This is a genomic window from Nonomuraea sp. NPDC048916, from assembly GCF_040649575.1.
GTDB lineage: Bacteria > Actinomycetota > Actinomycetes > Streptosporangiales > Streptosporangiaceae > Nonomuraea.
Genome location: NZ_JBEZFS010000029.1, coordinates 58,658 through 80,024, shown reverse-complemented (window position 1 = coordinate 80,024; position 21,367 = coordinate 58,658). Strand labels below are relative to the sequence as shown.

At 70.1% G+C, this 21,367-nt stretch carries 17 protein-coding genes; 11 read left to right on the top strand and 6 right to left on the bottom strand.

The genetic code is table 11. The features are described 5' to 3' along the window. Positions 1–10: 10 nt before the first annotated feature. The 3 genes from AB0C16_RS28070 (at position 11) to AB0C16_RS28060 (ending at position 6,053) form a co-directional block, all read left to right on the top strand. Complete coding sequence (locus AB0C16_RS28070) at positions 11–4,168, top strand: HAMP domain-containing protein (RefSeq protein WP_357686962.1); 4,158 nt, start codon at positions 11–13, stop codon at positions 4,166–4,168. 3 nt (positions 4,169–4,171) lie between these two features. Then, positions 4,172–4,801, top strand: coding sequence for a response regulator (locus tag AB0C16_RS28065; RefSeq protein WP_357686961.1), 630 nt, complete (start codon positions 4,172–4,174; stop codon positions 4,799–4,801). A gap of 94 nt (positions 4,802–4,895) precedes the next feature. Next, positions 4,896–6,053 (top strand): VLRF1 family aeRF1-type release factor, encoded by a 1,158-nt coding sequence (locus AB0C16_RS28060; protein WP_357686960.1) that lies wholly within the window; start codon positions 4,896–4,898, stop codon positions 6,051–6,053. 6 nt (positions 6,054–6,059) lie between these two features. Here the strand turns inward: AB0C16_RS28060 and AB0C16_RS28055 are convergent, their stop codons facing one another. Both AB0C16_RS28055 and AB0C16_RS28050 read right to left on the bottom strand, forming a co-directional pair. Beyond that, a complete protein-coding gene (locus AB0C16_RS28055) occupies positions 6,060–7,271 on the bottom strand; it encodes an NYN domain-containing protein (RefSeq protein ID WP_357687043.1) in 1,212 nt (403 codons plus the stop codon). 174 nt (positions 7,272–7,445) lie between these two features. Continuing rightward, on the bottom strand, positions 7,446–9,761 hold the full coding sequence (locus AB0C16_RS28050; protein ID WP_357686959.1) for a sigma-70 family RNA polymerase sigma factor: 2,316 nt from the start codon (positions 9,759–9,761) through the stop codon (positions 7,446–7,448). Positions 9,762–9,892: 131 nt separating this feature from the next. On the opposite strand from AB0C16_RS28050, the gene pyrE reads away from it, so the two are divergent. Beyond that, positions 9,893–10,426, top strand: coding sequence for an orotate phosphoribosyltransferase (pyrE, locus tag AB0C16_RS28045; protein ID WP_357686958.1), 534 nt, complete (start codon positions 9,893–9,895; stop codon positions 10,424–10,426). On the opposite strand, the gene AB0C16_RS28040 is transcribed toward pyrE, so the two are convergent. Next, positions 10,407–10,802: a hypothetical protein gene (locus tag AB0C16_RS28040; protein WP_357686957.1), complete on the bottom strand. Its 396-nt coding sequence runs from the start codon at positions 10,800–10,802 to the stop codon at positions 10,407–10,409. The genes pyrE and AB0C16_RS28040 overlap by 20 nt on opposite strands. Positions 10,803–10,861: 59 nt before the next feature. Beyond that, positions 10,862–11,572 carry a DedA family protein gene (locus tag AB0C16_RS28035; RefSeq protein WP_357686956.1) on the bottom strand — a complete coding sequence of 237 codons (711 nt, stop codon included), beginning with the start codon at positions 11,570–11,572 and terminating at the stop codon, positions 10,862–10,864. 157 nt (positions 11,573–11,729) lie between these two features. Here AB0C16_RS28035 and fbaA point away from each other — a divergent pair, with 157 nt between their 5' ends. From fbaA to AB0C16_RS28020, 3 genes are all read left to right on the top strand, one after another. Then, entirely contained in the window at positions 11,730–12,752 is a 1,023-nt protein-coding gene (gene fbaA / locus AB0C16_RS28030) for a class II fructose-bisphosphate aldolase (protein ID WP_357686955.1), read from the top strand. A gap of 34 nt (positions 12,753–12,786) precedes the next feature. Beyond that, positions 12,787–13,197 (top strand): DUF3151 domain-containing protein, encoded by a 411-nt coding sequence (locus tag AB0C16_RS28025; protein ID WP_357686954.1) that lies wholly within the window; start codon positions 12,787–12,789, stop codon positions 13,195–13,197. 99 nt (positions 13,198–13,296) lie between these two features. Further along, positions 13,297–14,580: an adenylosuccinate synthase gene (locus AB0C16_RS28020; RefSeq protein ID WP_357686953.1), complete on the top strand. Its 1,284-nt coding sequence runs from the start codon at positions 13,297–13,299 to the stop codon at positions 14,578–14,580. Positions 14,581–14,608: 28 nt separating this feature from the next. Here AB0C16_RS28020 and AB0C16_RS28015 read toward each other — a convergent pair whose 3' ends face one another. Beyond that, on the bottom strand, positions 14,609–15,256 hold the full coding sequence (locus tag AB0C16_RS28015; protein WP_357686952.1) for a GNAT family N-acetyltransferase: 648 nt from the start codon (positions 15,254–15,256) through the stop codon (positions 14,609–14,611). 239 nt (positions 15,257–15,495) lie between these two features. Between AB0C16_RS28015 and AB0C16_RS28010 the strand changes: the two genes are divergently transcribed. Next, positions 15,496–16,401: a glycerophosphodiester phosphodiesterase family protein gene (locus tag AB0C16_RS28010; protein ID WP_357686951.1), complete on the top strand. Its 906-nt coding sequence runs from the start codon at positions 15,496–15,498 to the stop codon at positions 16,399–16,401. Positions 16,402–16,404: 3 nt separating this feature from the next. On the opposite strand, the gene corA is transcribed toward AB0C16_RS28010, so the two are convergent. Further along, the gene (corA, locus tag AB0C16_RS28005; RefSeq protein WP_357686950.1) at positions 16,405–17,415 is read right to left on the bottom strand and encodes a magnesium/cobalt transporter CorA; all 1,011 of its coding nucleotides are present in this window, start codon (positions 17,413–17,415) and stop codon (positions 16,405–16,407) included. Between the two features lie 451 nt (positions 17,416–17,866). Between corA and purD the strand changes: the two genes are divergently transcribed. Genes purD through murA form a run of 3 tightly spaced genes read left to right on the top strand, consistent with a single transcriptional unit; the run spans position 17,867 to position 21,189 of the window. Next, positions 17,867–19,087, top strand: a complete 1,221-nt coding sequence (gene purD / locus AB0C16_RS28000; protein WP_357686949.1) for a phosphoribosylamine--glycine ligase — start codon at positions 17,867–17,869, stop codon at positions 19,085–19,087. Next, complete coding sequence (locus tag AB0C16_RS27995; protein WP_357686948.1) at positions 19,084–19,920, top strand: phosphoribosylaminoimidazolesuccinocarboxamide synthase; 837 nt, start codon at positions 19,084–19,086, stop codon at positions 19,918–19,920. Before purD ends, AB0C16_RS27995 begins: the two co-directional genes overlap by 4 nt. Positions 19,921–19,953: 33 nt before the next feature. Further along, positions 19,954–21,189 (top strand): UDP-N-acetylglucosamine 1-carboxyvinyltransferase, encoded by a 1,236-nt coding sequence (gene murA, locus AB0C16_RS27990; RefSeq protein ID WP_357686947.1) that lies wholly within the window; start codon positions 19,954–19,956, stop codon positions 21,187–21,189. Positions 21,190–21,367: the final 178 nt, after the last annotated feature.

The window sequence follows — 21,367 nt, the reverse complement described above, 5'->3', positions numbered from 1 at the left end:
AGGAGGGCCCATGACATCGGCCAAAACCGCGCCGGGTTCCGAGGAGAGGATCTACACAGAGTCAGATCTCGTCCCGATCCTCGAGACTCTTTTCTCCTGGCGTGACGGCGATTTCCGGCGGCGAGTCCCGCATGCGCCCGCAGGGATCCTCAGTGAGGTCCGGTTGCTGCTCAACGAGGTGGCGGATCGCCGCGAACACCTCGCCAACGAGCTGGTGAGGGTCCGCAAGGAGGTCGTCAAGGAGGGCCGGTTCGGCGAGCGGCTGACACCCGGCCCGGGCGTGGGCGCCTGGGCCGAGAGCGTCGAGTCGGTCAACATCCTGATCGACGCCCTGGTGAGCCCGGTGAGCGGCGCGGCCGACGTGATCGACGCCGTGGCCAAGGGCGATCTGTCGAGGCGCATCGACCTCGACCGCTCGGCCCGCGGTGAGGTGCGCCGGCTGGGCAAGGCCATCAACGGCATGGTCGACCAGCTTGCGCTGTTCAACTCCGAGGTGACCAGGGTGGCGCGCGAGGCCGGCACCGAGGGCCGGCTGGGCGGCGGGGCCAACGTGCGCGGCATGTCGGGCAGCTGGCGCGACCTCACCGAGGCCGTCAACACGATGTCCTCTCGCGTGGCGGCGCAGGTGCGTGACATCGCCGTCGTGACCACCGCCGTGGCCAAGGGCGACCTGAGCCGCAAGGTCACGGTCGACGCCGTGGGCGAGATGTTCGAGCTGAAGAACACCGTCAACACGATGGTCGACCAGCTCTCCGCGTTCGCCGAGGAGGTCACCCGGGTGGCCCGCGAGGTGGGCACCGAGGGCCAGCTCGGCGGCCAGGCGCAGGTGACCGGCGTGTCGGGCGTCTGGAAGGACCTCACCGACAACGTCAACTTCATGGCCAACAACCTGACCTCGCAGGTGCGCAGCATCGCGACCGTGGCGACCGCGGTGGCCCAGGGCAACCTGTCCAAGAAGATCACCGTCGACGCCGAGGGCGAGATCCTCCAGCTCAAGGACACCCTCAACACGATGGTCGACCAGCTCTCGTCGTTCGCCGACGAGGTCACCCGGGTGGCCCGCGAGGTCGGCACCGAGGGCAAGCTCGGCGGTCGCGCCGAGGTGAAGGGCGTGTCGGGCGTCTGGAAGGACCTCACCGACAACGTCAACTCGATGGCCAACAACCTCACCTACCAGGTGCGCAACATCGCCCAGGTGACCACGGCGGTCGCCAACGGCGACCTCACCCGCAAAATCGACGTCGACGCCCAGGGCGAGATCCTCGAGCTCAAGTCGACGATGAACACGATGGTCGAGCAGCTGTCCTCGTTCGCCTCCGAGGTCACCCGGGTGGCCCGCGAGGTGGGCACCGAGGGCCAGCTCGGTGGCCAGGCGCAGGTGCGCGGTGTGTCGGGCGTCTGGAAGGACCTCACCGACAACGTCAACTCGATGGCCAACAACCTGACCTCGCAGGTGCGCCAGATCGCGGCCGTCTCCTCCGCGGTGGCCCAGGGCAACCTGTCCAAGAAGATCACCGTCGACGCGCAGGGTGAGATCCTTCAGCTCAAGGACACCCTCAACACGATGGTCGACCAGCTCTCGTCGTTCGCCGACGAGGTCACCCGGGTGGCCCGCGAGGTGGGCACGCAGGGCCAGCTCGGCGGCCAGGCCCGGGTGCAGGGCGTGTCGGGCGTCTGGAAGGACCTTACCGACAACGTCAACTTCATGGCCAACAACCTGACGTACCAGGTGCGCAACATCGCCGAGGTGACCACGGCGGTCGCCAACGGCGACCTCACCCGCAAAATCGACGTCGACGCCCAGGGCGAGATCCTGGCGCTCAAGACCACCATCAACCGGATGGTCGACCAGCTCTCGTCGTTCGCCTCCGAGGTGACCCGGGTCGCCCGTGAGGTGGGCTCCGAGGGCCAGCTCGGCGGCCAGGCCCGCGTCGAGGGCGTCGAGGGCACCTGGAAGCGGCTCACCGAGAGCGTCAACGAGCTGGCCGGCAACCTCACCACCCAGGTCCGCGCCATCGCGACCGTGACCAGCGGTGTGGCGCGCGGCGACCTGACCCGCTCGATCGCCGTCGAGGCGCAGGGCGAGCTGGCGGAGCTGAAGGACAACATCAACTCGATGGTGGCCAACCTCCGCGAGACCACCCAGGCCAACCAGGAGCAGGACTGGCTCAAGTCCAACCTGGCCCGCATCTCCCGGCTCATGCAGGGCCACCGCGACCTGTTCGAGGTGGCCAAGCTGACGATGAGCGAGCTGACGCCGCTGGTGTCGGCCCGCTACGGCGCCTTCTACGGCGTCGACCCCGAGGGCGAGCACGAGTTGCTGCTGATCGGCGGCTACGGTGTCCGGCCCGACCGGGGGCCGCGCCAGCGCTTCGCGGTCGGTGAGGGCATCGTCGGCCAGGCCGCCGCCGAGGGCCGCCACATCGTCCTCGACGACGTGCCGCCGAAGTTCATCACCATCGACAGCGGGCTCAGCCAGTCGACGCCGGCGCAGATCGTGGTGCTGCCGATCCTGTTCGAGAACCGCGTGCTCGGCGTGCTGGAGCTGGCCTCCTTCACGCCGTTCGGCGAGGTGCACCTCGACTTCCTGACGCAGCTCGTCGAGACCATCGGCGTCACCATGAACACCATCATCGCCAACTCGCGTACCGAAGACCTGCTGACCGAGTCGCAGCGGCTGACCCGCGAGCTGCAGGAACGCTCCGACGAGCTGCAGCGCCAGCAGGAGGAGCTGCGCAGGTCCAACGCCGAGCTGGAGGACAAGGCGGCGCTGCTGGCCAAGCAGAACCGCGCCATCGAGATCCAGAACTTCCAGATCGAACAGGCCCGTCGCACCCTGGAGGAGCGCGCCGAGCAGCTCGCCGTCTCCTCCCGCTACAAGAACGAGTTCCTCGCCAACATGTCCCACGAGCTGCGCACGCCGCTCAACAGCCTGCTGGTGCTGGCCAAGCTGCTGACGGAGAACGCCGAGGGCAACCTGACCTCGCAGCAGGTCGAGTTCGCCCGGACGATCCACAGCGCGGGCTCGGCGCTGCTCCAGCTGATCAACGACATGCTCGACCTGTCCAAGGTCGAGGCCGGCCGGATGGACATCCACCCGATCCAGGTGTCGCTGCCGAAGCTGGTCGACCTCGTGGAGGCGGCGTTCGCGCCGCTGGCCGCGGACAAGGGCCTGGTCTTCACCGTCGACGTCGACGGCGCCGTGCCCCTGGAGCTGCGGGCCGACGAGCAGCGCCTCCAGCAGGTGCTGCGCAACCTGCTCTCCAACGCGGTGAAGTTCACCCCGAAGGGCGAGGTCAAGCTGCGCGTCGTGCCTGCGCCGCCGGGTGTCGCCTTCGACGACGAGACCCTGCACGACGCCCACGACCTGCTGGCCTTCCAGGTCATCGACACCGGCATCGGCATCGCGCCCGACAAGCGCGAGGTCATCTTCGAGGCGTTCCGGCAGGCCGACGGCACGACCAGCCGCAAGTACGGCGGCACCGGCCTGGGCCTGTCCATCTGCCGGGAGATCGCCCGGCTGCTGGGCGGCGAGATCCACGTCGAGAGCGAGCTGGGCGTGGGCAGCACGTTCACCCTCTACCTGCCGGCCACCTACACCGGCCCGTTGGCGGCCAGCGACGGCGGCGCCGCCCGCAGGCAGCTGATGGCCGTGCCGATCGAGCAGCCCGCGCCCGAGCCGCCGCTCGACCTGGATCTGCCCGAACTCGTCGAGTCGACCACCGAGACCTCGCCCCAGTGGCAGGGCGACGACCCGCTCAACGGCGCGAAGATCCTCATCGTCGACGACGACATCCGCAACGTGTTCGCGCTGACCAGCGTGCTCGAACGGCACGGCTCGACGGTCGTCTACGCCGAGAACGGGCGTGAGGGCATCGAGCAGCTCGAACGCAACGAGGACGTCGCGCTGGTCCTGATGGACATCATGATGCCGGAGATGGACGGCTGGGCCACGACCTCGGCCATCCGCCGCATGCCGCAATTCGCCGATCTGCCGATCATCGCGTTGACCGCTAAGGTCATGCGGGGCGATCGTGAGAAGAGCATCGCCTCGGGCGCGTCCGACTACGTGCCCAAGCCGGTCGACGTGGACCGCCTGCTCGAACGACTTCGCGGCTGGCTCAGCCGTGGGCGGGTGTCCACGACGGAATCAGCCGAAAGGGCGTGATCAATGCCGGACCGAGCCAAGATCCTCCTGGTCGATGACCGCGAGGAGAACCTGATAGCACTTGAGGCGATCCTGAGCTCGCTCGACCTGGTGCCGGTGCGCGCCAGGTCCGGCGAGGAGGCGCTCAAGGCACTGCTCAACACGGAGTTCGCGCTCATCCTGCTCGACGTGCGGATGCCGGGCATGGACGGGTTCGAGACGGCCGCTCACATCAAGCGGCGCGAGCGTACCAAGAACATCCCGATCATCTTCCTGACCGTGGTCGACAGCGCGCCCGACTACGCCTTCCGCGGCTACGCGGCGGGCGCCGTCGACTACCTGACCAAACCCTTCGATCCGTGGGTGCTGCGGGCGAAGGTGTCGGTGTTCACCGAGCTCTACAACATGAACAGGCGGCTGGCCGAGCAGGCCTCGATGCTGCGCGACCGGCTGACCGGCGAGTTGCCGGCGGGCGCGGGCGATCATGGGGCGGTCCTGCCGGAGCTGTCGAGGAGGTTGACCGCGGTGGAGGAGGAGCTGGACCGGGTGCGGGAGGTGGCGCGCAAGTCACCTGACCCGGCGTTGTCGATCCCGCTCTCCGAGCTGTACGAGCGGCTGGCCCACCTTCGGGCCGGGTTCGACGCCCTCTCCTGAGGTAAAACCTGGGACCATTGTCCGTTAAGTGAGCGATTTGGGGTATTTCCGGTTCTCTAGAGTCGTTAGTGGTCCGACGACAGAGGAGAACGTCGTGATACACGATCATGCCTTCCTGCGGGAACTCGTAGCCATGAAGGATGAGATCGGCGTCGTGTCGCTGTACGTGACCGCCGATCCGCGTCTGGAGGCCTCGGTCAAGCCCGGCTGGGAGATCCTGTTGCGCAACGAGCTGGACACCCTTCGCGAGCAGGTGTCCGGCTGGCCCGACAGGATGCGGCGCGCCACCGTGCTGGAGCATCTCGACGGGCTGGAGCCGGACATCGCGCAGTTGGTCGATCCCGCCGTCTCCGGGCTGGGCCGCGCGTTGTTCGCGCCCGTGTGCACGGACGACATCCACCAGACCACGCTGCAGGTGCCGGTCGGCACCAGCGCGGTGCTCGAATCGACCGCGTACGTACGCCCGATGATCAGTGCCATGGCCACCAGCGCGCCCGCGGGCATCGCGGTGGTCTCACGCGACGGCGTGCGCCTGATCGACTACAGGTACGGCCTGGCCGAGGACGTCTACCAGTCCACCTTCGACCTGGTCATCGAGGACTGGCGGAAGATGCGCGGCCCGAGCTCGCCCAACACCGGGCAGGGGTCGTCGACGCAGTACGACAAGTTCCAGCGCCGCGTCGACGAGAACCTGGGCCGCTACCTGCACTCGGTCACCCCCGAGATCAGCAACAGGGTCGGCTCCCTGCGCTGGACCGACGTGCTGCTGGTCGGCGACGCGAGGGTGACCGCGATACTCGCCGAGGCGCTGCACCCGCTGGAAGTGGTCCAGATCGACAAGATCATCGACACGCTGACGCCGACCGAGGTGATCGCGCACGTCTCCGACGCCCTGACCCAGGTACGCGTGCGCAGGGACATCGCGCTGATCCAGCGGACCAACGACGCCGCGCTCGCCGGAGGGCGCGGCGTGCTCGGGCTCGGCCAGACGCTGGCGCTGCTGAACGAGGGGCGGGTCGACTGCCTGCTGCTCGACGAGAACGGCGAGTGGCAGGGCGGCCGTGGCCCGGACGGCCGGCTCTACCCCACCGGGCAGGTGCCGCCCGCCGTCGAGGCGGTGGACGAGCCGGATCTCGGTGAGCGGATGATCGAGCGCGCCCTGGAGAGCGGCGCCGAGGTCACGATCCTGCACCACGAGGCCGCGACCGAGCTGGCCGATCACGACGGCGTGGGCGCGCTGCTGCGCTGGTGACCGCCTCTAGTGGCGGGCGCGTTCGAGGGCGTCCCAGAAGCCGCGGCGCAGTGCGTGGCGGACCTCGTCGTGCAGCAGGAAGTCGATCGGCAGCGAGGAGCCCTGCAGCAGCCGGGCCTCCAGATCTGACGGCATGCGGGGCTTGCGGGCGAGCACGGCCTCCAGCCAGAGGGCGGGGGCGTCACGGGCGACCGACTCGCCGAAGTCGTGTCCCTCCCGGTGGGCGGCCTTGACCGCGTCGGCCAGCGTGGTGGCCCCGGCCGTGGCGGCGGACGGCGGAGAGACGGGTGCGGCCTGCGGGCCGGTGTAGGAGCTGAGCTGCGACGGCTGGTAGGTGCCGCCGGACTGCGGTGAGGCGAACTGCCCGGTGGTCGGTGACTGCGACTGCGCCTGTGGCTGCTGCTGCGGGATGGGCCCGGTCGCGGGAGACGGCGGAGGTTGCGACTGCGGGATGTCCATCTGGTAGCTGGTGTAGGTGGGCAACGCGGGCGGCGGCGCCGCCTGGCCACGGTCGGGCGACGAGCCGTTGGACGAGGGCCGGCTCTGCGTGGCGGAGCCCTCCGAAGGCGGCAGGGCGTGGCTGCCGCTGCTCGCCCGGGACACGGGCGGGGCCGGCGGCAGCGAGTGGGCGGCATGGCCGTTGCTGAGCGGCTGGTGGTGGCCGTTGGACACCTCGGTGATGCCGGTGACCAGGTTGACGTAGGGGCGCAGGTGGCCGCCGCCCAGCTCGATGAGGTCGTCGCCCTCCTGCCGGAGCGTGCGCGAGACCGCCCAGCCGCCCTCGGCGGCGACGTGCACGACGGTCACCCGGATGCCGAGGTCCTGCGCGTCGCAGACGACCTGGGCGAGGTCTTCGTCGCCGCTGACCACGACCGCGTCGCAGATGGCGTTGTTGCGGGCCAGGGTCATCAGGTCGCGGTGGACCTGGGCGTCGACGCCCTCGCGGCGGCCGGGCCGGATGCGGGAGAGCCGCAGCTTGAGGCCGGGGATGTCGGCGAGCGCGTCGTGCTCGGGAGTGCGGCGGGCTTCGACCGTCGCTTCGTACCAGTAGCACCGCAGCAGCGGCAGACCGGTGCGCTCGCGTGACAGGTTGGTCATCAACTGCAGCAGCCCTGGATAGTCCCAGGCGACGGCCTCGCGATGACGGGTCCCATGCACGGCCATCGCGCCGTCAGCCAGCAGATAGCCGGCGTCCACGAACAGCGCGCAGCGATCCACTGACACCGCCCCTTTCCTGATGGGTCCGACCTCACTGGCTCTGCACCGTCAGAGCCGGACTCGGCGGCCCTCTCTCAGGGTAATGAAAGGGGGTGATCGCGCGAGGGTTAATCCCGACGATTGACAGTGCGCCCGCCGAATCACGTGGACCGTACCAGTTTGTCCTGTTTAAAGTCACTGGTCCGCACGAACGCTTATGGCGGCGACGCCCAGCAGGGTCGCGTCCTTCTTCGTGGAGATCATCAGCGCGGGGTCACGGCCCAACCGGGCGCCGAAGGAGTCGACGTCGACACCGAACGCCATGCCCCGCGCGCCGTTGGCCGAGCCGTCGAAGACGTTGGCCGGATCACGGTCACCCCCGGCGGGAACGAGCGGCCCCGACCCCACCGAGACGACCTCGCCGCTGAGCCCGGCGTCACCCTCCCAGGTCACCAGCTCGATCCGCGCGGGAGCCCCCGGTGGGCCCAGCCCGTCGAGCGGCATCCGCACCGGCGGCTCGTCGCCGCCGGCCACCGTGGCCGGATCGAGCACCACAGCCCGGCCGTACGGCTGAGCCGGGTCCGCCATGACGACCACCAGGCTCCACCCCGCGTAGCGCGCGACCCCCGGCTGCATCGGAGCGTCGGCCGCCCACCACTCCCCCTCCTTCGCGGCACTGCCGACGAGCCCGGTGACGTCGGCGAACGCCTGGTAGGCGGGCCCCGAAGGCAACTCCCTGGCCAGCACCTCGTCGGGCCGGATCGGGACGTAGCCCCTGCGCCCCGGCGGCTTGATCTTGATCGGCCCGGCGGCCGCGGCGCTCGCCGACCAGTAGAGCCCCGCCCACACGACCCGCCCGGCCCTGGGCAGTCGCAGCGCGGCCGCGCTGGAGGCCGCGGTGGAGGCCAGCCCGTCGCGGTCGAGCGCGACCATCGGCCACAGGTCGTTGTCGCGCGTTTCGCCGCGCCGGATCCTGGCCTCCGCGCAGCCGTAGTGGTCGGCGGGGCAGGTCAGCAACGAGTTGCCGACCGCCCTGACCACCACCTCGCCGTCGGCGGCGAATCTGGCGGGCGCCCCGGTGGACCGCACGCCCGACGCGCTCCGCGCGCTGAGGCGCAACGCACCGGCCTGCACCTGCAGGGAAGGGCCGGCGCCGCTCGGGGCGGTGGCGGCGACCTGGACGCGCAGGAACACGGCGGTGGCCTGGCCGGCCGCGAGCGGACCCCTGGCGCACCGCGCGCCCCCTCCGGCCGGGCGGCACTTCCAGCCGTCGGCCGCGCCCACGGGTTCGAGCAGACCGGCCCGGCCGCCGCGCCTGCCCGGTGGGAGCGGCGTGACGCCCGAGGGCAGCTCGACCGCCGCCTCGACCGCCTGGCTCGGCCCCTTGCCCGTGTTGCGCAGGCGTACGCCCACGATGCCGGGCTGGGCGCGAACCAGCGCGCCGAGCGGGTCGATCGTCCCGCGCAGACGCGCCCGGCCGGGCCTCGCCGTCTCCGAGGCCGACGGGGGCGGCACCGGTGTGGACCCGGCCGGCTCAGAGAGGTCGGCGACCCGGGGGATGGGCGGCGGCTGGAGGGCGGCCATGGGCTGCGCGAGCGGTTTCGTCACCTCCTCGCCGGCGACCAGCAGTAAGGCGGCGGCCGCGGCGACGGCCAGGGCCGCGCCGCTCGCCAGCGCCACGGGCCGGCGCGCGGGCGGCCACCGGATCCGGCCCGGCGTGCCGGTAGTGGCACCGGCCATGGCCGCGACATAACCGGCGAAGGCCGGGCCGAGCATCAACGGTCCGACGGCCGTGCGCAACCCCTGGTCGACGTCCGCCAGCTCCGTCATCACCGCGTGGCAGTCGGGGCAGCGGCTCACGTGCTCGGCCACGGCCCTGGAGTCGCGCCTGGCCAGCCCGCCCCTGACGTGGGCGCCCATCTTGCCGAGCACCGGCCGGCAGACCGGGCGCGGCGGGACGGCCAGATGCATCTGGAGGTAGGCCTGGCGCAGCCCCTCGCGGGCCCGGTAGGCGAGCGCCGCGACGCCGTTGGCCGACAGGCCGAGCAGCGGCGCCACCTCGGCGGCCTTGGCGCTCTCCACCTCGGTGTGCCAGAGCACCGCCCGCCACCGCTCCGGCAGTGACTGGAACGCCCTGGCGATCAGCGATCTCTCGAGCCCGGCGACCGCCGGATCGACGAAGGGGACGCCGGGGTCGAAGCTCTCGATCTCACCCGTCGTCACCTGGCGGCGCTCGATCCGGATCCGGTCGTAGACCGTGCGCCGCACCACCGTGAGCAGATAGGTGCGGAAACCCGCCGTCGGCCCGCCCCCGCGGCCCACCAGGTCGAGGATCTTGGTGAACGACTCGGCCACCACGTCTTCGACCTCCGCCTCGCCCCTGACGAGCTGGCGGGCGAGCGAGCGGGCGGCGACGACGTGGCGCTGGTAGAGCTCCCCGTAGGCGGCGGCGTCGCCGTCTCTGACCGCATGGAGCAGATCCGCGTCGCTTCGCACTGACTGCACACTCATGGTTACCTCTTCATTACGTAGAGTTGCCGTGCGCAATCATTCCGCACCCACCACCCCGGCTAAACCGATGACCGGCCTTTACCTCCGGGCGGCGCGTGTCCCACCTGATCAGGCCCCATAGGCTTGGAGGCATGACGGATCGCGACAACCTCCTGGCCGAGATCAACAAGAAGGCCGTCGTCCACGGCAAGGTGGTGCTCTCCTCCGGGCAGGAGGCCGACTTCTACCTCGACCTGCGCCGGATCACGCTCGACGGCGTGGCCGCCCCCCTGGTCGGCAGGGTGATGCTGGACATGACGGCCGACCTCGACTACGACGCCGTGGGCGGTCTGACGCTGGGCGCCGACCCGGTGGCCGCCGCGATGCTGCACGCCGCCGCGGCCCGCGGGCGCACGCTCGACGCCTTCGTGGTGCGCAAGGCGCAGAAGCAGCACGGCCTGCAGCGCCGGGTCGAGGGGCCCGACGTGCGGGGCCGCCGGGTGCTCGCGGTCGAGGACACCTCGACGACCGGCGGATCGGTGATGACCGCAGTCGAGGCGCTGCGCGAGGCGGGCGCCGAGGTGGTGGGCGTCGCCACCATCGTCGAGCGCGGCGCGGCCCCGCGGCTCGCCGAGGAGGGGCTGACCTACCGCACCGCCTTCACGCTCACCGACCTCGGACTGTGAAGGCCTCCCGCTTGCCGGGCTCGCCCGGGGCGCGAGGCTCGCCGTTGGCGGTGACGCGGACCGACGAGGCGTCGGTGAGCACCACGTCCAGCTCGGGCTCGAAGTAGCTGACCTCTTCGCCCCTCGTCATATCGCGGTATTGCAGCACGTCGCCGCCCGGCACACGGACCGTGACGAGCGGGCAGGTGTCGGCCACGCACGCGATGTGGACGGTCGGCACCGGCACGCTCGCCGAAGCCTCCGCGGTGGCTCGCTGGAACTCGGACGGCTCCTGGGGGGTGTCGAACGAGGTGATCAGCGCACGAGCGCCGAGGACCAGGAGCGCGACCACGCCGACGACCGCCAGGACGGCGAGCGCGAGGCGGGCGATGCCCATCGGATCTGACCTGTGGCGTCCCACACAGGGAGAGTACCGCTGGTGAGTCGCGGTTTCGGTTACGGGCGGTCAGTGGTCGAACGGACCCGGTGATGCTTGCCGGTGGGGACGGGCACGGTCTTGGTGACCCGGCGGCCCTTGATGACCTCGACGATGATGGGGATCAGCGAGATCAGCACGATGAGGAAGACGCCCGGCAGGATGTATTTGTCGATCTGCTTGGGATCGACCCTGCTGCCGAGGAAGTGGCCGAGCAGGACCAGGCTCTCGACCCACACCACGGCGCCGACGACGTTCCAGATGAAGAACCGCCTCGGCGACATCTCCAGCACCCCCGCGACGGGGTTCATGAAGGTGCGGACGATCGGCACGAACCTGGCCAGCACCACGGCCTTGGCCGGCCCGAACTTCTCGAAGAACACCTCCGCCCGGACGACGTGCTCCTTCTTGAACAGCCGCGAGTCGGGCTTGTCGAAGAGCCTGCGGCCGAACCTGGCGCCGAGCCAGTGGCCGAGCTGGGCGCCCGCGATCGCGCAGAGAGGAGTGCCGATCAGCAGCACGGGGAGCGAGAGCGGCTCGAGCTTCATCCCGTGGGCCACCGATGCGGAACTGAAGATCCCCGCGGCCACCAGCAGTGAGTCGCCAGGCAGGAAGAAGCCGAGCAGCAGACCCGTCTCGGCGAAGATGATGGCCAGCACGCCTATGGTCGCGAACGCGCCGAGTATGGTGAGCCACCACGTCGGGTCGAGAAGATTCAAGAGCGAGTCCACAGGCTGAGCCTACCCGGCCGAGAAGGGCTCGGTGGGAGTGTGGAGCCCGCGACGGCGCATCCGACGACCGGGAGCAGGCGCGTCATCGCTACCACCTCGGGTAGCGGAGCCGAGATACTGGGCTGTGCGAAGCCCGCACTCTTCAGGGAGATGAGTCATGCCGATAGCTACTCCAGAGGTCTACGCCGAGATGCTCGACAGGGCCAAGGCCGGCGGATTCGCCTATCCGGCGATCAACGTGACCTCCTCACAGACGCTCAACGCCGCGCTGCGCGGCTTCGCCGAAGCCGAGAGCGACGGCATCGTCCAGGTGTCCACCGGCGGGGCCGAGTTCCTGTCGGGCACCACGGTCAAGGACATGGTGACCGGCGCGACGGCGCTGGCCGAGTACGCCAGGGTGGTGGCCGCCAAGTATCCGGTGACGATCGCGTTGCACACCGACCACTGCCCCAAGAACAAGCTCGACGGGTTCATGCGGCCGCTGATCGACATCTCGCTGGAGCGCGTGTCGAAGGGCCTCGACCCGCTCTTCCAGTCGCACATGTGGGACGGCTCCGCCGTACCTCTGGAGGAGAACCTCGAGATCGCCGCGGAGCTCATCGAGAAGTGCGCCCGCGCCAGGATCATCATGGAGATGGAGATCGGCGTCGTGGGCGGCGAGGAGGACGGCGTCGTCGGCGAGATCAACGAGAAGCTCTACACGACGCCGGGTGACGCGCTGGCCACCGCGGAGGCGGTCGGCCTCGGCGAGAAGGGTCGCTACATGCTGGCCGCGACGTTCGGCAACGTGCACGGCGTCTACAAGCCCGGCCACGTCAAGCTGCGGCCGGGCGTGCTGAAGGAGATCCAGGAGGCGGTCGGCGCCAAGTACGGCAAGGACAAGCCGTTCGACCTGGTCTTCCACGGCGGTTCCGGGTCGACGCTGGAGGAGATCCGCGAGGCGATCTCCTACGGAGTCGTCAAGATGAACATCGACACCGACACCCAGTACGCCTTCACCAGGCCGATCGCCGACCACATGTTCCGCAACTACGACGGGGTGCTCAAGGTCGACGGCGACGTCGGCAACAAGAAGGTCTACGACCCCCGCTCCTACGGCAAGACGGCCGAGGCCGGCATGGCCGCCCGCGTCGTCGAGGCGTGCGAGAACCTCAGGAGCAGTGGGACGAAGATCTCCTAGCCACGCTCGGGGCCCGGCGGGTATGACTTGTCCTATGGATAACCTTCTCGCCGGGCCTCCCCCGACCTACCTGCCGGACCTGCCCGAGGCCAGGGAGGCGCTCGAGTCCGGTGTCAAGGCCGCCGACATCGCGGCTCGTTTCCCCGCCTACCCGGCGGCCTGGGCGACACTCGCGGAGGAATACTTCGCGCAGGGTCACGCCGTCACCTCCTACGCCTTCGCCCGCACCGGTTATCACCGCGGGCTCGACCACCTGCGCCGCAGCGGCTGGAAAGGGCACGGCCCCATCCCCTGGGAGCACGAACCCAACCGGGGTTTCCTGCGTTGCCTCTACGCCCTGGCCAGGGCGGCCCAGGCCATCGGCGAAAAGGACGAGGCCGAGCGGTGCGTCCAGTTCCTCAAGGACAGCGACCAGGCCGCCTACGACGCGCTGGCCAAGAACTAGCGCTTGGGACGAATGGGTCGACTCGGGTAGTCTCTCTACGCAAGAGCCCCTGTCGCGCTTGCGCCAGGGGTTTCGTTTTGTGTTCGGGAGACTAGAACCATGCCGGCTGTCGTTCTCGTGGGTGCCCAGTGGGGCGATGAGGGCAAAGGCAAGGCCACCGACCTGCTCGGTGGCGATGTCGATTACGTCGTCCGCTATCAGGGTGGCAACAACGCGGGCCACACCGTGGTCATCGGCGACCAGAAATACGCCCTGCATCTGCTGCCCACCGGGATCCTCTCGCCCGACGTCGTGCCGGTGATCGGCAACGGCGTGGTCATCGATCCCGCCGTGCTGCTGCAGGAGATCGACGGGCTGGCCACGCGGGGCATCTCCGCCGAGCGGCTGCTGATCTCCGCCAACGCGCACCTGATCATGCCCCACCACAAGGCCCTCGACAAGGTCACCGAGCGCTACCTGGGCAAGGCCAAGATCGGCACGACCGGCCGCGGCATCGGCCCGGCCTACGGCGACAAGATCTACCGGATGGGGGTGCGGGTCCAGGACCTGCTCGACCCCGGCATCCTGGCCAAGAAGATCGAGGTCGCGCTGACCGAGAAGAACCAGGTGCTCACCAAGGTCTACAACCGGCGCGGCATCGACGCCAACGCCGTCGTGGACGAATACCTCGGTTACGCGGAACGGCTGCGGCCGCACATCGCCGACACCTCGCTGGTGCTCAACAAGGCGCTGGACGACGGCAAGTTCGTGCTGCTCGAAGGCGGGCAGGGCACGCTGCTGGACATCGACCACGGCACCTACCCGTTCGTCACCTCCTCCTCGCCCACCTCGGGCGGCGCCTGCGCCGGGTCCGGCATCCCGCCGACGCGGCTCACCCGGGTGATCGGCATCCTCAAGGCCTACACCACCAGAGTGGGCTCGGGGCCGTTCCCGACGGAGCTGGTGGACGAGATGGGCGAGTGGCTGCGGCAGACGGGCGGCGAGTACGGCGTCACCACCGGCCGCAACCGGCGCTGCGGCTGGTTCGACGCGGTCATCGCCCGCTACGCGACCCGGATCAACGGGGTGACCGACTTCTTCCTCACCAAGCTGGACGTGCTGTCCGGGCTGGAGCGGATCCCGGTCTGCGTGGCGTACGAGGTGGACGGGGTGCGGCACGACGAGATCCCGATGACGCAGACCGAGTTCCACCACGCCAAGCCCGTCTACGAGGAGCTCCCTGGCTGGCAGGAGGACATCACGGGGGCCAAGACCTTCGACGACCTGCCGCCCAACGCGCAGGCGTACGTGCGGGCGCTGGAGGAGATGAGCGGGGCTCCGGTCTCCGCCATCGGCGTCGGCCCGGCCCGCGACGCCACGCTGGTGCTGCGCTCGCTGATCTGACGCCCCGTCTCGCCGGTGACGGTCCCGGTCAGCCTGTCAGTACGGCGGCCGTCACGGGCGTGTGGAGGGTCCAGCCGAGGCTCTCGTAGAGGGACCTGCCCGCCGGAGTGGCCACGAGAATGCCGGTGCGGGCGCCCGAGGCGGCGGCGGTGGAGGCGAGGGCCGTCATGACGATGCTGCCCAGGCCGCGCCGGCGGTGATGCGGGGCGGTCTCGACCTGGTCGACCACCGCGGTGCGGCCGGTGATGACGACCTGGCCGCGCGCCGCCATCTCGCCGGCCACGGTGAGCAGCCGGGCGACGGTGACCCCGGCGCGGGTGGTGATGGCCGTCGTGTAGCCCGGCGGCGCCGCGAAGGGCGCCCGCTCCAGCGCGGCGGTCATCATGAACTCCGGCTCCTCGATGGACCACGGCGCGGGGAGCCAGGGGGCGACGGCCTCGGCGGGGGCGCAGAGCTTGAGCCAGGTGCCCGGGGTGGTCACCACGGCCGTCAGGTGGCGGAGAGCGGCGGGACCGGGATCCGGGAGGATGTGGCGCGCCCGGTGGTCCGGCAGCCCGACGTCGACTCTCAGGCCCCAGGGCTCGCGCACCGGGGCGGGAGCCTGGCGTGAGACCACCCATCCCTCGACCCATGCCTGCACGGTCTCCGGGCGGACCGTGGTGAGAGCCTGCCTCATGGCGGTCAGCTTATGGCCAGACGATTGCGTTTATCGAGGCATATATTGGCGCAAAGGGTGTGCGAACGGGCACTACCCTGCGGCGTCGGTATTTGCCCGACCCGGCCCGCGACGAGCACTCTGGCCGCGTACGAGAAGCCTCGGCGACCGCTCGATCGGTAGCTCTAGGGCGTACCCCCACAAAAAGGGCACGGCGTGGGAGTGCGGGATAGTGGCGTCCGCCGGGTAGTGTCCCCGTTGTGCGCGTTGAGATACATGGTCATCGGGGGGCCAGGGGCCTCTGGCCCGAAAACACCTTGCCGGGTCTGAGCCGCACGATGGAGCTCGGAGTGGACGCACTCGAGCTCGACGTCGCGCTCACCGCCGACCGGCGCCTCGTGCTCACGCACGACCTCACGGTCTCGGCCGTGACGAGCGCCGACACGCGGCCGGCCAGGCAGGACGATCCGCACTTCCCCTACGTCGGCAAGCCGATCAACTCCCTCACGCTGGCGCAGCTGCGCATGCTGGACGTCGGCGCGCGCCTGCCGCGCCACCCCGACGACCCGTTCGCGCTCACCCAGATGACGCTGCCGGAGACCCGGATGCCCACGCTCGGGGCGGTGCTCGGCCTGGTCAACGCCTACGAGGCCGAGAGCGTGCGGCTGCACGTCGAGCTCAAGTCCGACCCGACCAGGCCGGAGCTGACTCCGGATCCCGAGCTGTTCACCGAGATGGTGGTCGACGAGCTCGACCGGCACGGGCGGCTGGACAACGTGGCGATCCTCAGCTTCGACTGGCGGATCATCGGCCACGCGGCCACGATGGCGCCCGGCACCCGGCGGTTCGCGCTGATCGAGCTCGACACGCTCCACTGGCACGCCGACCTCGGCGACGACATCCCGGCCGCCGCCCGCGAGGCCCGGGCCACCACGCTGTCGCCCGAGCACCCGATGGTGGACGAGCGGCTGATGGAGCAGGCCGCCGCGGCCGGGCTGGACGTGGCCGTGTGGACGGTCAACGACGCCGGGCTCGCGGCGCGGATGCTCGATCTGGGGGTGAGCGGGGTCGTGACCGACTACCCCGACCGCATGCGCGGGCTGTGGCAGGAGCGGGGGCTGGCGCTGCCCCCGCGCGTCGGGCCGCTCAGGCCGGTCGGCGTCTAGGGCTCACAGCCAGCCGTTGCGGCGGAAGCCGCGGTGGAGCAGCACGCAGGTCGTGATCATGACGGCCAGCACGGCCGGATATCCCCAGACCTGTTTGGTCTCGGGCATGAAATCGAAGTTCATCCCATAGATCCCGGCGATCATCGTGGGCACGGCCAGGATGGCGACCCAGGACGAGATCTTGCGCATGTCCTCGTTGGCCAGGGCGTTCGAGCGGGCCAGGGCGGCCTGCAGGATCGAGCTGCACAGCTCGTTGGACGACTCGACCTGCTCGCACACGCGGGAGAGGTGGTCGCCGACGTCGCGGAAGTATTCGCGCATCTCCGACGGGATCACGCGGCGTTGCGGCAGGGCGGCCAGCGGGCTCTGCAGCGGGGTGATCGCCCGCTTCATCTCCAGCATCTCCCGCTTGAGCTGGTAGATCCGGTTGATGTCGCGCGAGCTGACGTCGGCGAAGACGGTGGCCTCGACCTCCTCCAGCTCCATCTGCATGAGGTCGGCCACCTGGAGGTAGCGGTCGACGACGTGGTCGGCGATGGCGTGCAGCACGCCCGCCGGCCCGCGGCCCAGCAGCTCGGGGTGGTCCTCCAGCCGCCCGCGCACCTCGGTCAGCGGGCAGTGCTCGCCGTGGCGCACGGTCACCACGAAGTCGGCGCCGAGGAACACCATGATCTCGCCCGCGGCGATGATCTCACTGGTGGCGGTCAGCTCGTCGTGGTCGAGGTAGGCGATGGTCTTGAGCACCATGAACAGGGAGTCGCCGTAGCGCTCGACCTTGGGCCGCTGGTGCGCCTTGACCGCGTCCTCGACGGCCAGCGGGTGCAGGCCGAACACCTCGGCCAGCCACTCGACCTCGGGGGCGGCCGGCTCGTGCAGCCCCACCCAGAGGAAGGCCTTGGCGCCCTCGAACCCGGAGTTGTGCTTGCGGACGAGGTCGAGCGACTCGGCGATGCCCTTGGCGCCGACTCTCTTGCCCTCGATGTAGGCGCCGTACTCGACGATGGAGTCGGGCACGTGGACCTCAGGCGCCGGCCGGGTCGGCTGACGCGGGCCGCGCGGCTGGACAGGGTGACGGTTGATGCGACGGAAAATCGTGGACGAGCGCATGGCAGTCCCTTTCCGCCCGACCTGGCACGCTCCACGCGCGATGGAAAGTCACCTCAATCAACACGCATGCGTGGAGGCACGATCAGGCTGCCGGATTGGAGTGGTCGGAGGCACATGGGGTGTACGTGAACGAGCACGTACTGCTGGGATCACCAGGTTTCATCCCGGACCACCTCCAATCACGCAAGACGCCATAAAGCCGCCCTAAGTTATCACAGGCGGGCGAACCTATCCGACAATACCCGCAGAGCGGCACCCGCAGCAGCTAGTAGTTCGCCAAGGAATGCCCTCCGTACCGCCGTGGGGGGACGGGCCTCCGATGCGGAGCGGAGTGGCGGGAGCTGCGACAATGGGGCCCGTGCGCGTTCTAGTCATCGGATCCGGCGGGCGTGAGCACGCCCTGTGCCGTTCACTCAAGCTCGACCCGCGGGTCGGCGAGCTCCACTGCGCCCCGGGCAACCCGGGCATCGAGGAGATCGCGACCCTGCACGCCGTCACGCCCACCGACCCGGGGCAGGTGGCCGGGCTGGCCACGCGGCTCGGGGCCGACCTGGTGGTCGTGGGGCCGGAGGCGCCGCTGGTGGCGGGAGTGGCCGACGCGGTGCGGGCCGCCGGGATCCCGTGCTTCGGGCCGTCCGCCGAGGCGGCGATGATCGAGGGGTCCAAGGCGTTCGCCAAGGAGATCATGGCCGCCGCCGACGTGCCGACCGCGCGGGCCAGGACGTGCACGACCCCGGAGGAGGCGGCCGCCGCGCTCGACGAGTTCGGGTCCCCCTACGTGGTCAAGGACGACGGGCTGGCCGCCGGCAAGGGCGTGGTGGTCACCGACGACCGCGACGCGGCGCTGGAGCACGCGCGGGCCTGCCGGCGGGTGGTGATCGAGGAGTTCCTCGACGGGCCCGAGGTGTCGCTGTTCGCGCTGTGCGACGGGCGCGCCGCGGTGGCCCTGCAGCCGGCACAGGACTTCAAGCGGGCCCACGACGGCGGCGAGGGGCCCAACACGGGCGGCATGGGCGCCTACACCCCGCTGCCCTGGGCGCCCGAGGGGCTGACCGAGCAGGTCATGCGCGAGGTCGTGCGCCCGACGATCGGCGAGCTGGCCCGGCGCGGCCTGCCCTACCAGGGGGTCCTCTACGTCGGCCTGGCGCTGACCGCCAAGGGGCCCAAGGTGATCGAGTTCAACGCGCGCTTCGGCGACCCCGAGGCCCAGGTGCTGCTCGACCGGCTGGAGACGCCGCTCGGCGGGCTGCTGCTGGCCTGCGCGACCGGGACGTTGGGCGAGCACGACGAGCCCGTCTTCCGCGCCGGCTCCGCGGTGACCGTGGTGATCGCGGCCGAGGGCTATCCCGGCGCCCCGGTCAAGGGCGACGTGATCAAGGGGCTCGACGCGACCGCCGACGCCTACGTGATCCACGCCGGCACCAGACGGGCCGACGGCGAGGTGGTCTCCGACGGCGGGCGGGTGCTCGACGTCGTGGGCACCGGGCCCGACCAGGAGAGCGCCCGGCGCCACGCCTACGACCTGGTGTCGCGGATCGAGCTGCGCGGCTCCTTCCACCGGACGGACATCGCCCGATGAGACACCTGCACTCGGGCAAGGTACGCGACCTCTACGAGACCGATGACGGCCTGCTGCTGATGGTCGCCTCCGACCGTGTCTCGGCCTTCGACCACGTGCTGGAGCCCGACATCCCCGACAAGGGGGCCATCCTCACGCAACTGTCGCTGTGGTGGTTCGACCAGCTGGCCGACGTGGTGCCCAACCACATCGCGGCGCCCGGGCCCGACGCGCGCAGCATGCTGTGCAAGCCGCTCACGATGGTGCCGATCGAGTGCGTGGCGCGCGGCTATCTGGCGGGGTCGGGGCTGGCCGACTACCGGCGCGACGGCACGGTCTCCGGCGTCCGGCTGCCCGGCGGGCTCGACGACGGATCACGGCTGCCCGAGCCGATCTTCACCCCGTCGACCAAGGCGCCGATAGGTCAACATGACGAGCCGATCCCGTTCGAGCGGGTGGTCGAGGAGGTCGGCGCCGAGACGGCCGAGGCGCTCCGCCGCATCACGCTCGCCGTCTACACCCGTGGCGCCGAGATCGCCCGGGAGCGGGGCATCATCGTGGCCGACACCAAGATCGAGCTCGGCTGGGACTCCAATGGGGTGCTGACGTTGGGCGACGAGGTCCTTACGCCCGACTCCTCACGATTCTGGCCCGCGGACGCATGGCAGCCGGGGCGTTCACAATCGTCCTTCGATAAGCAGTATGTCCGGGATTGGTTGACGTCTCCCGAATCTGGATGGGATAAATCCTCCGGAAACCCGCCGCCTCGACTGCCAGACAACGTGGTCGAGCAGACCAGGCGGCGTTATCTTGAAGCATACGAACGCATCACGGGAGCTTCCTTTAGCGGATGATTCGGCTGGGGCAGTTGTTGTGAGCGGCTACTCTTGGGCCGGTCGAGCCAGACCGCGAACCCCGCGAAGAACGCCGTGCTACCGATGATCGGGGCCGCTCTCCTCGCCGCCAGGGGGCGCACCGTCCTGCGCAATGTCCCCATCATCGAAGACGTCCGCCGCGCGGTCGAGCTCGCCGAGGCCGTGGGCGCGTACGTCGAGCTGCACGAGGCCGAGCGGACACTGGTCATCGACGCGTCCCGGCTCAACAGCCCGGTGCTGCCCGCCGAGATCGCCAGGCGCTTCCGCGGCTCGGTGCTGTTCACCCCCGCGCTGCTCCACCGGCTGGGCGAGGCGGTCGTCGAAGGGGTCGGCGGCTGCAACCTCGGCAGCCGTAACCTCGACTTCCACTACCTGGGCTACAAGCGGCTGGGCGCGGTCGTCGACGAGGGCGAGACCGTCATCCACGTCAAGGCCTCCGGCCTGACCGGCGCGACCCTCTACCTCGACACCCCCTCCCACACCGGCACCGAGAACCTGATCATGGCCGCCGCGCTGGCCAACGGCATCACCGTGATCGAGAACGCCGCGCTCGAGCCCGAGGTGCTCGACGTCATCGACATGCTCACCAAGATGGGCGCCCGCATCAGCGGCGGCGGCACCGGGTTCATCACCGTCGAGGGCGTCGGCGAGCTGCACGCCGTCGAGCACACCGTGATGCCCGACCGGCTCGACGCGGGCGTGTTCGCGATGGCCGCGGCGATCACCGGCGGCGAGCTCAGCCTCGTCGGCACCGGCCTCGACCTCGGCGTCGTCCGCTACAAGCTGGAGCAGATGGGCGTCGACTTCGCCCGGCAGGGCGCGGTGCTGCACGTGCGCCGCGACCGCACCCTCCGGCCGATCAACATCATCACCGACACCTATCCCGGCTTCGCCACCGACCTGCAGTCGCCGATGATGACGGTCGCCGCCCTGGCCGACGGCCACAGCTACATCCACGAGCGCATCTTCGACGGCCGCTTCGCCCTGGCCGGCGAGCTGAACAAGATGGGGGCCCACGTCGAGGTCGACGGCAGCCGGGCGATCGTCCGGGGCGCCACCCCGCTGACCGGCACCCAGGTGACCGCCCACGACCTGAGATCGGGCATTGCTCTGGTGCTCGCCGGACTGGCCGCGAAGGGCGAGACCATCATCGAGTCGGGATACCTGATCGACCGCGGGCACGCACATCTCGCCGAACGAATGCGGGCACTCGGAGCGGACATTACACGAGAGATTTCCGGCTGCTGACAAACGGCAGGTAAACCCATCTGAACTGCTGAAATGACTTCTCGGACGGCCGACCAGAACGGCTTTCCGGAAAAGTCGGGCGTGACATTATGGCCCCCGCGAGCGATCGTTCCAAAAGAGAGCACTGCAACTTACGGCAGGATGGGACGAACATTGGTCGAGAGGGCCGAAGAAACTT